Here is a 10,550-nt window from a genome sequence, read left to right as displayed (position 1 = left end):
TAGGATGGTGAGTTCTTCATCATCTGTTAAAAAGCAGGCATCCAAATTCTTGGAGCTAACATCTAAACCGACAAATAATTTCATGAGGGAAGGACCTCCTTTCGATTGTATTTTGGAAATTGCTTGGTACCTGAGGGATATCCCAGAAGACCGTTGCCTAACGACAGCCTCGCATAATCGTATTCGAATCACTGGACATCAAAGCCGCCCCAAATCCTGTTACGAAAGGGTAGACATCCAGTGGATACAGCTAGTGTGTTGGAGGATATATCAACGGTTCGGGTCACAGACTTAATAGAGCAGTCAACGCCGCAAGGAGAAGAAGCATTTTCCCGTGAGTCCTTTCCAGGAGTCAATTCTAGAACATCACACAAGCACCAAGCAACTAAAGTGTTATTAAATTATCAAAGAACAAGAGAATAAAACTGGAGTGATTTATCACTCTAAAAAATATATTACGAGGAGAATCAATATGACAAATCGTGTATGTGAAATTTTGAACATTGAGAAACCCATTATTCAAGGACCAATGGCGTGGATATCGACTGCTCCGCTAGTAGCGGCGGTGTCGAATGCAGGAGGACTAGGTGTCTTAGGCGTTGGCTTTGCTTCGTTAGAGTTTGTTGTGAGCCAAATTGAAGAAACGAAAAAATTGACGTCCAAACCGTTTGGCATCAATACGGTTATGATTCCAGACTTATTGGACCCAACGACGGAAATCATTCAACGGATGCATCCGCCCGTAATCTACGCAGACACACTCGCAAACCTTGATCCAGAATTATGCGAAAAATACTTCAAGCTATGGCATGAAGTGGGCTGTAAAGTGATCGTAAAAGTAAGTTTTATTAGTGACGCGCGAGTTGCTGATCAGACTGGTGCAGATATTGTCATCGTGAAAGGTTGGGAAGGCGGAGGTCATACCACGATCGAAGCAACCACCGTATTAGTTCCGCAAGCAGTCGATGCGATTGAAACGCCGGTTGTAGCTTCTGGTGGCATCGCAGACGGAAGAGGCATGGCTGCGGCAATCGCATTAGGTGCAGAAGCGATTGAAATGGGGACGGTATTCATGGCTGCTGAAGAAACGCTGGTTCATCCAAATGTCAAAGAGGCCGTGGTGAATGCCGGAGATATGGAAACAGTCATTACTGGCTACTATAGCGGAGAGCCCTGCCGCCAACTCAAAAACAACCTGTCAGATTCATTGATTGAAACAGAAACACAGAATGCCCCTGTCGAAGTAACTGAAAAAATAAAAGCATTAGCAGAAAGCTCTCTGAAAAAAGCCATGCAAGACGGGGACATGGAAAACGGCGCTGTAATGGCGGGACAAATCGTACCTTTGGTGAAGGAAGTTAAACAGTCCTTAGATATCATTGATACAACCATTCTGGAATGCAAAGAAAGATTGGAACAAATTCAAAATTTCGCTTTTTAAAAAATTAAGTAGACGTTTATAGAATTAGAATAAAGAAAACCAGCATTCAATCGACAGTCACTAAGATTGAATGCTGGTTATTTGTTTAAAAACACTCGAGCTAAATCAAATAAGTAATTTTTTTGTACATATGAAGAATCGTCACTAATCACTGATATACCAAATAATATTGCATAAAGGCTATTAAATTTAGAATAAAGTTCAAAAACATAGCTGATAGTTGTTTCGTTTGGTAAACGATAAAGGACAAAATCGGGAATAGATTAAATCAACTTGTTTGATAAAAAATAGTGTACTTTACTCTATTTTCTTTAAAATACTGTTACAGCAGGTTTATTTAACTAAAGTAAATGATTCTCAAGAGGTACTTTATGACTGAATGTCCTTTATCTGTCTAACAAATAAAGGACATTTTTCAAAGATCTCTTTGTTTTACAACTGATTGAAGAAGGAAGGGTGAAGTTTATCCTTAGTTATTAAATTTTTCTTGTTTAAGGTTTGTGATTGTCTTATCATGGATATAAACCCAAGATAAGGATGTGGCTAAAGTGATAGCTTTTTTTGCGCAACTCAATCAAATGTTAACGCAATATCCACTTCTCGTACGGGGAATAGTGTGGCTTCTTTTGCTAGGTCTCTTGTTGGTAATTGTCTTATTGTTGTTTAGTTTGGTTTTCTCACCTTTAATGCTACTTTACAATAAACTGACGGATAAGAATAAAAGTAACGTTATTGCTGAAGCGGACTATTTGTTTGGCCAATTAACAGAAAAAATCACTGGGGATTCTATTGGCGAAGTAATGGTCATTGAAAGTGGCGATGCGCGGACGAGTTATCCAGCCAAATTATACCGACCGGAAGATGTTGCAGCAAAGGTATCTTTGCCGGTGGGAGCGCAGGTTTTGATTATTGATTTTGATCCTGCAGGAGTTGCTTTAGTGACAAAAAATCAGACTACAGAATAGGGAGTGTAACAGTGGACAGTTCACAAATATCATCAGTTTTTAGCAATCCTTTTTTATGGATCATTGTATTAGGTATCGTATTGCTTGCCTTTTTAATGGCTCGTTACCGTATTGGAAAACCAGACGAGGCTTTGATTATCACAGGTTCTTTATTAGGCAAAGACGGTATAAAAATTTTAAAAAATAGTGGGACCTTTGTTATTCCAATCGTTCAAAAGGCTCACAAGTTAAGTTTATTAACCCATAAATTAGAAATTGGTACACCAGAAGTTTACACCGAGCAGGGAGTGCCAATTAAGGCCAGTGCCACGGTGTTGGTCAAAGTAGGAAATAGCACAGAATCGATCAAAACAGCAGCTGAACAATATTTGGGAAAATCAACTCAAGAATTAGAAGATGAAGCACAAGAAGTATTGGAAGGTCACTTGCGGGCAATTTTAGGGACGATGACAGTAGAAGCAATTTATAAAAATCGTGATGATTTTGCAGAACAGGTGCAACAGGTTGCTTCGACAGATTTACGGAAAATGGGTCTAGAAATCGTCTCCTTTACGATTAAAGATGTGAGTGATTCAAATGGCTATCTGGATGCTTTAGGTCGCCCGCAAATCGCTGAAGTGAAGAAAAATGCTGAAGTAGCAGAATCAAATGCACTGCGTGAAACACGAATCAAGCAAGCAGCTAATGAGCAGTTAGCTCAACAAGAAGAAATTAGTCGTCAAACGGAAATTGCCGAAGCCAACAAGAACATGGCTTTGAAACAGGCGCAATATAAGCAAGAAAAAGAAGTCGCTGATGCAAAAGCAGAACAGATTGCGGTTGGCGAAAAAATGAAGATCGATTTGATTGAACAAGAAAAAAATATCGAGATTCAAGAAAAACAAGCAGAATTAACTGAAAAAGAATTGAATGCGAGCTTACGGAAACAAGCAGAAGCGGATAAATATGTTGTCGAACAACAAGCTCTGGCAGAAAAAGCCAAAGAAATTGCTCAAGCGGAAGCAGATGCCGAAAAAGTTAAATTAGCAGCCTTAGCTGAAGCAGAACGAATTCAAAAACTTGGGGCAGCAGATGCTGAACGGATTCATAAAGTTGGGGTTGCCGAAGCAGAAAGTAAGGAAAAAATGGCAATCGCTTTGACCAAGTTAAATGAAGCAGGTATTTTGATGGAATTCATTAAAGCCTTACCAGCAATCGCCAAAGAAGTCAATGAACCAATTAGTAATATCGATAAAATAGTCAGCTTTGGTGGCGGTGAAGGCGTACATGAGTTAGGGGAAGCCGGCTTAGCTCGAACGTTTGATACCATCAAAGAAACCACCGGTTTGGATTTGGTCACATTGATCAATGATTCAATGGCCACACGAAAAGGCACCGAAGACATCGTTAATACATTACAACAACAGCCGCAAAAAGTGATTGTTGACCGATCAGAGGATAAGTCAGAGAAATAAAAGCTTTATGATTATTTTTTAGCAAGACAAATAGAAAAGAACACTGATCTTACAAAAAAATAGTAAGGATCGGTGTTTTTTTTCTAAAGTTTTGTGGCAATGAGAAAATTAGATTTTAGAAAATTTACTTTTCACGAGAATAACATTCATTTTTCGATCTTTTTTTTAAAAAGTTTTACTTATTTTGCCGTTTTGCTAAATTACTAATATCACGTCCACAAATCATTCATAGCATCGCGTTTTTTCTTCCCGGCGATATGAGTATAAACCGTCGTAGCGGACGTCCCCGATTGTCCCAGCTGCTCAGCGACTTGCACCAATGAATTGGTTTTACTATAAAGCTGTGTAGCGACAGAGTGACGCAGCTTATGAGGTGAGATTTTGATCTTGAAGGCTTCGGAATATTTTCCCACCATTGCCTCGACTGCACCGCCGGCGATGCGCTTGGCTTTGCCGCGGTAACGTGTTAAGAAGAGGGCGGATTCGTTTTCGTCTGGTTGATACAGCTGTTGTCTTTGGGTAAGATAATCTGTCAGATATTCGATCGCAATCGAGGAAATGACGACCATATCCCATTTTCCGCCTTTTCGATAGACGCGGGCTTCTCCGGCATTCAAATCGAGATCCTGAACATTCATATTGACCAGTTCAGCCAGCCGCATGCCGGTTCCCAGAAAAAGTCCAATAATGGCGAGATCTCGAACTTGATTTTTCTTAAAGGCCGTAATGGCTTGGCGACTTTCCAGCGTTTCAATGTAGCGATGTTCGACAAAATCGAGAAAGTCCAAGGCTTCTTCATCTAAGAAAAGCTTCTTCTCAATCGCGGCTCCGCGTTCGGCCATGGTCTTGTTATCCTTGACATTTGCGACTTTTCCCATCATATTGTGTTCAAGATAAGGTTTGCCCGTTTTTCGGTCGATCGCCTCATTCAAATAGCTGAAGAGGGAGCGAAGAGCGGTTACGCCTCGTTGAACGGTAACATTTTGCCGCAAGGGCAGGGCTTGTTCGCTTTCTTCTAAACGCTTCTTAGTGGATTCTTTTAAAATTTTCGGCGCCTTGACTAAGTGGGCTTTGTAAAATTCCAAATCCTCCGGCCATAACGCCGCAAACTCCTCCAGCGTAATTTCTGAGAGTTTCTCGGCCGAAGAAAAGCCTTCTTGGATCAGCCAATTTAAGAAACGTCGGTATTCTTTGGCGTATTCATATAAGGTGATAGAAGAGTACTGATCACCGCTTTTTTTACGAAAATAATTTTGGACGAACCAGGGGAAATATTGGATTTCTTCCTCCATCCGTCGATTGGCTTCTTGTTGATTCATCGCTGCCAACTCCTTTGTAACTAAAAGTATAAGACAGCGCGCAAAAAGTGTCAAACGACAGTTATTTTATAACGGTCAACTATCATTGAAACAAAATATAATTACCTTCATCGGTTATTTAATAAATAGTAAAAAGAAAATAGTTGTTCATTTTTCGGAAGAAAGTCCATGCTAGAAGGGTTATACTATCGGTAACAAAGGGGGAATCCGAGATGATTACTTCAAAGAAAAAACAAGCAGAGTATTATCACGCTTTGAAAGAAAGAGACCGCAGCTATGACGGAATCTTTTTTGCAGGAATAAAAACGACGGGAATCTTTTGTCATCCAACCTGTCGAGCGCGCAAACCGAAAATGGAAAACTGCGAGTTTTATCCAACAGCAGAAGAAGCGCTGCTTGCAGGCTATCGGCCCTGTAAAATTTGTCATCCCTTGTCATTTCCGCAGGCAATTCCGGAAGAGGTCCAGCTTTTGGTAAATGCAGTGGAAGAGCAGCCGGAAAAACGCTGGAAGGAGGCAGATTTTTCAGCGCTTGGATTGAACTCCGCCACAGCGCGCCGCAAATTTAAAGAGGTCTACAACATGACCTTTGTCCAGTATGCTCGAGCACGACGGATGGGTCTGGCCTTTAAGGAAATCAGTCAAGGCAGCAAGGTAATCGATCAGCAGCTGGAATCTGGATATGAATCAGCGAGTGGGTTCAATGATGCCTTTACAAAAATCATGGGAAATCCCGCGAAAAAAGTGGCGGCGCGTACCTTAAACGCCTCATTTATCTCCACACCGATCGGGCGAATGCTCTGTTTAACCGATGACGACGCGCTCTATTTATTGGAATTTGAAGATCGGCGCGGTTTAGAACGTGAGATCGAAGTGCTACGTGATAAATACAATTTTCGGATCATCTATGGTCAAACAGCCATCAATCAGCAGGTAGAAGAACAATTAAGCGAATACTTCAAAGGCGAACGGACAGAATTTGAGCTGCCGCTGTTTTTTGACGGCTCACCTTTTCAAAAAGAGGTCTGGAACATTTTGATGACGATTCCTAGCGGTGAAACGTTGAGTTATCGCGACATCGCTCTTCGTTTAGGTGATAAGAAGAAGGTGCGGGCCGTTGGTCGGGCCAACGGATTAAACAAAATCGCGATCGTTGTTCCTTGTCATCGAGTGATCGGCAGCGACGGCAGTTTGACCGGCTATGCAGGCGGGTTGAAGCGCAAGCAGTATTTACTGGAGCTGGAAAAGAAGAGTCAGCCTGCTATTGAAAAATAATCACTATCTGAAATAATCTTGATTGAGAATCGACTTTTCAATCAAGGTTATTTTTTGCCTTTGATAAGAAAGCAAAAATACCGAATGTAAGCCAAGTAGATTAAGTTCCATTTAAGTTTGACTGATTACATTAACTGAAAGAAGGTTAATTTTTAGGAGGGAAAATGATGAGCAATAGAATTGTTCGAATTGGTTTAACGATTCTTATGGGTGTCTTTTTGTTCAGTGGTTGTAAGAGCAATGAAACTAGCAGTAGTCAAAGCGAAAGCGATACTGAAGAAAAAAAGAGTAAGGTTGTGCTTAAGGATGCAAAGAGCAAAAAAGCGATCGAGCAAGCCTTAAATTTGAAGAATAATCAAGAGCAGGAATGGTCCTACACACAAGAAGAGGATGCGTGGGTCTTATCAGTCGTTACCGCAGTAACAAATCCGGAAATTGAAGAACAGCAGGGCGTTTCAGTCTGCGTTCCGGGAGCCTATGTTACAGGGATTGACACGAATAATGACGGGAAATCAGATGTTACAGTGGATAGTTATTCTAGCGCGGTCAAGGGAGCTTTAGTTATCGATCATGACGCCAAAATCACCAGCACCAATGGTCAAGTGTACACGGCAGATGATGCTCCGGTTATTTTGAACACTGGCGCTGCTGGCTATGGTTCCTCTGAAAATTCAGCTGCCTCCGCTACTTATGCCAGTGATGGGTATATCAATGTGGCATGCGGCAACCGTGGGAAACAAGATACAGCAACGAATGAAGCTGGTGAAGAGTATTACACTGGGGATGCTCCTTTATGTTTAGTCGATCAGAAAAATGCCGCCCGCTATGTGAAATACAATATGCTATTAGGCAATCTTCCTGGGAATGCCAATTACTTTGTTTCCACTGGTGGGTCAGGCGGAGGCGCTCACGCCACGATGTTTGCGGCAACCTCCAACAATCCCGATTATTATGAGTATGAGATCGAAGCTGGTGCTGTCGGAGTCTACGCCAATACCGATGGAAGCTATTCATCAACCGTTACCATCGACGGCAAGGAGCAAAATTTGTCAGATGGTGCCTGGGGCTGCATTGCTTATAGCGCGATCACTTCCTTGAAGGAGGCGGATGCGGCATTGGCTTTTGAATATTCGATGGATAGTACGTATGAGTTCACCACCTCTTTTCAAAATCAGCTGGCAGAATATTTATCAAAAAGCTATATGGATTCTATCAATGAGCAAAAGCTGTCTGTTTCAGAAGCGGAAATCGGATTTGATTTGAACAATGATGGAGACAAAAAAGATGAAGTAGCGTTGACAATTAAGTATGACTTAGAGAAATATCCAGAGACGAATGGCTATTATGGGACGTACTTAGATCTGTATCTCATGGAGTTTACGGAAAACCTGCAGTGGTATTTAGATAATCTTGATTACTCAGAAGGCTGGACCTGGTTTAATGACGAAGGACAGGCGTTAAGCGATGAAGAGGTAGCCGCAATGGATGCTCAAGCTCGGGCAACAGCGTTTATTGAAGGACGATATGCGAAAAGCAGCAGCTCCGAAAATGGCCCAGGCGGGATGGGCGGTACCCCGAATGGCGAAATTCCTGATGGAAATGGGCCGCCGACTATGACAGGCGGAGCAAACGAAGTGGGAACACCAGACGCCGGAACCTCCCAATCAAATTCAGGCGGCGTAGATTCCGCCAATTATGAGACATTTGCAGAAATGTTGGAAGCTTATCGATCGGATATCACCGAAATTGAAAACGGTGATAAATACGGAAACAACATTGTTGATCTGTACGATCCTTTGAATTATATCGGCAAGAAAGACACGGAAAACCCTACATGGTCGAAGATTATTATGGGAGCCGCTGAGGGGGATATGTCATTGTTTTCATCCTTGAATTTACAGATTGCTTGGCTAAATGCTGGCGTAGATAGCACCATCGAATGGCAGTGGGATGGTGGTCACGTGCCTAATGAGGTACTGGGTGATTCCTTTAGTTTATACGTGGATCAAATGTATGGTGAATACGTAGAGGGAGCGGCTGCAATTAAAAAAGCCCAAGCCGAACCGCAAACGGAAAACGGGACTGAAACTGCAGCCTCGGGGACAGATATCAGCAGTTGGGTCAATTATAGTGATGAAGGAGAAGTATCAATTTCTTTAGCAGATAGTGCGAGTTATCGAACCGCAAAAGCAAGTAAAGCTGTTCCTGGTTTTGATGTGATCGATTACGGACAGGAAGACTATGTGTTTGGAAATGCTACGAAGGATGCCCGACACTGGAACCGAACCTTACTAGATATCTTTGATGAAAACAGCGACCAACTTTCCGCGCTTTTCAACAAAACAGACTAAAATAAAAAGCAGTGCTGGTTGAGAAAACGAGCACTGCTTCTTTAATTAAATCGAAAAATCATCGCAACAAAAACCAGAAAAAGAACAAACAACACCGCCAGCAAACAATAAATCTTCCGTTTGAGCTGAAGAAATGATTCTACTTCAGCCGGCTTCATAAGACTGGTGGTTTTTCGACGGGCAAAAAGGTAGAGCAGCAAACCGCCGCCGTTTTGTCCGCCAGTAGCGATCAGTGACCAAAATTTCGGATTCTTGATGCCGCGACTTTTGGCATCTAGCATGACCAACGAAAAGAGATAATAAAACAGACAACTGGCCCCTGCCAAAATTAACCCCATTAAAAGAAGCATTATCGCTGTATAGTTCATAAACATCCGCTCCTAAATTTTTTTAATAATCAGATAGAAAAGCGACAAGCTGTTAGCACCAATCAGTGCAAAAATCAACCAAAGAAATACGTCACTCATTAAAGGATTGGCTAGAAGAAGCAACATCAGCAGTCCATTCACTAAAAGTAGAACAATAAAAATCTTCAAGAAGTGATTGACTACGGTATTCTCCTGCAAATGCTTGACCATTTCTTGATCTCCCTTCAATAGTTCATCGAGGGAAAGACTATAAAGCTCGGATAAGCGAATGATTCGCTCAATATCAGGATAGCTTCGGCCATTTTCCTAATTCGACATTGTTTGGCGGGTAATTCCTAACTCAGCTGCCACGTAATCCTGTGTGAAGCCCAATTCTTTTCTACGTATTTTTAACCGTTGTCCGACATCCATTTTTCATCCCTCAATCACCATTTATCTTATCTCTAGCATAAAACAAAAAGCGAATCCTCGCGAGAAAAATCGGGTAAAAAAGCTTTTACAACCTGTAGTTCAAGGGTTTCTTCAGATATTAACGAACTATAAATATCGCAAAAGAAATACTGACGAAAATCTTTTTATCAAAAACTGTTGACAATTAGCTTGGCGAGGTCTATATTATGGATAGATACCGGTGGTATGTAAGGAGTTGAAGCCGTGGCAAGAGGAAAAAATCCAGAAGAAACGAGGCGTAAGATTCTAGCCGTTTCGAAGCAATTGTTTCTTGAAAAGGGCTATGACAATACGTCGATCCAAGATATTGTCAACGGTCTAGACGGTATGACAAAAGGGGCGATTTACCAGCATTTCAAATCGAAGCTTGAGATTTTTGAAACGATTATTGAGCCGGCGGATACGGTTGAAGAAAGTTTACGAAAACATCAGGGGAATACCGGACTAGAAAAACTGCAAAGCGCAATCCTAGATGCGTTTACCGATTATTCTCGGATGAAGCTAAATTATTCGGCAGCAGTTACCCTACGCAGTCCGCGTTTTATCGGAGAGCAGATCATCAGCATGTTTAACGAAGTGATTCCTGAAATCAAAAAAATCGTTGAAGAGGGCATCGCGGATGGCTCAATTGAAACGGACTTTCCTGAAGAGGTCGCGGATGTGTTGATGATGAATCTGAATACGTGGATCGGGTTACACTTGACCGTATTTTCGGAGGAGCAGCTGAAGCGAAAAGTACTCTTTACTAAGAAGCTGTTCGATGGTGTTGGTATTCCGATCTTCAATGAGGAGATCATGACAGAAGCGAATAAGATGTTTGCCTATTTAAAAAAAGATAGCGAAGAATAAGCTATTTTTTTTTAAATTATAGATACCAACGGTAGGTATGTTAATTTGAATCAGTGATTTTGAGGTTGTTGCTTAAGAG

General features: G+C 41.6%; 10 protein-coding genes and 1 pseudogene. 6 read left to right on the top strand and 5 right to left on the bottom strand.

Annotation, left to right across the window (positions count from 1 at the left end; all coding sequences use genetic code 11):
- Positions 1–84, bottom strand: a pseudogene (locus KQI58_RS04090) (transposase); the annotation flags it as partial.
- Positions 85–472: 388 nt separating this feature from the next.
- Between KQI58_RS04090 and KQI58_RS04085 the strand changes: the two are divergent.
- The 3 genes from KQI58_RS04085 (at position 473) to KQI58_RS04075 (ending at position 3,860) form a co-directional block, all read left to right on the top strand.
- Complete coding sequence (locus tag KQI58_RS04085; RefSeq protein WP_216406688.1) at positions 473–1,441, top strand: nitronate monooxygenase; 969 nt, start codon at positions 473–475, stop codon at positions 1,439–1,441.
- 548 nt (positions 1,442–1,989) lie between these two features.
- Positions 1,990–2,406, top strand: a complete 417-nt coding sequence (locus KQI58_RS04080) for a hypothetical protein (protein ID WP_367397913.1) — start codon at positions 1,990–1,992, stop codon at positions 2,404–2,406.
- A 26-nt stretch (positions 2,407–2,432) separates the two neighbouring features.
- Positions 2,433–3,860, top strand: a complete 1,428-nt coding sequence (locus tag KQI58_RS04075) for a flotillin family protein (RefSeq protein WP_437177489.1) — start codon at positions 2,433–2,435, stop codon at positions 3,858–3,860.
- Between the two features lie 209 nt (positions 3,861–4,069).
- Here KQI58_RS04075 and xerS read toward each other — a convergent pair whose 3' ends face one another.
- Positions 4,070–5,179, bottom strand: coding sequence for a tyrosine recombinase XerS (gene xerS / locus KQI58_RS04070; RefSeq protein ID WP_216406686.1), 1,110 nt, complete (start codon positions 5,177–5,179; stop codon positions 4,070–4,072).
- A gap of 212 nt (positions 5,180–5,391) precedes the next feature.
- Here xerS and KQI58_RS04065 point away from each other — a divergent pair, with 212 nt between their 5' ends.
- Positions 5,392–6,453, top strand: coding sequence for a bifunctional transcriptional activator/DNA repair enzyme AdaA (locus tag KQI58_RS04065; protein WP_216406684.1), 1,062 nt, complete (start codon positions 5,392–5,394; stop codon positions 6,451–6,453).
- Between the two features lie 167 nt (positions 6,454–6,620).
- Positions 6,621–8,804, top strand: a complete 2,184-nt coding sequence (locus KQI58_RS04060; RefSeq protein ID WP_216406682.1) for a hypothetical protein — start codon at positions 6,621–6,623, stop codon at positions 8,802–8,804.
- Between the two features lie 41 nt (positions 8,805–8,845).
- Here the strand turns inward: KQI58_RS04060 and KQI58_RS04055 are convergent, their stop codons facing one another.
- The 3 genes from KQI58_RS04055 to KQI58_RS22550 all read right to left on the bottom strand — a co-directional run bounded on the left by KQI58_RS04055 (position 8,846) and on the right by KQI58_RS22550 (position 9,583).
- A complete protein-coding gene (locus KQI58_RS04055; protein WP_216406681.1) occupies positions 8,846–9,172 on the bottom strand; it encodes a hypothetical protein in 327 nt (108 codons plus the stop codon).
- Between the two features lie 12 nt (positions 9,173–9,184).
- The gene (locus KQI58_RS22555; RefSeq protein WP_253295764.1) at positions 9,185–9,382 is read right to left on the bottom strand and encodes a hypothetical protein; all 198 of its coding nucleotides are present in this window, start codon (positions 9,380–9,382) and stop codon (positions 9,185–9,187) included.
- A gap of 96 nt (positions 9,383–9,478) precedes the next feature.
- Complete coding sequence (locus KQI58_RS22550) at positions 9,479–9,583, bottom strand: helix-turn-helix transcriptional regulator (protein ID WP_253295763.1); 105 nt, start codon at positions 9,581–9,583, stop codon at positions 9,479–9,481.
- A 243-nt stretch (positions 9,584–9,826) separates the two neighbouring features.
- On the opposite strand from KQI58_RS22550, the gene KQI58_RS04045 reads away from it, so the two are divergent.
- Positions 9,827–10,471: a TetR/AcrR family transcriptional regulator gene (locus KQI58_RS04045; RefSeq protein WP_216406680.1), complete on the top strand. Its 645-nt coding sequence runs from the start codon at positions 9,827–9,829 to the stop codon at positions 10,469–10,471.
- The last annotated feature ends 79 nt before the right edge of the window (positions 10,472–10,550 follow it).

The organism is Enterococcus raffinosus (assembly GCF_018917525.1).
Classification (GTDB): Bacteria; Bacillota; Bacilli; order Lactobacillales; family Enterococcaceae; genus Enterococcus_A; species Enterococcus_A raffinosus_A.
This window is presented reverse-complemented; position numbering and strand designations above follow the sequence as displayed.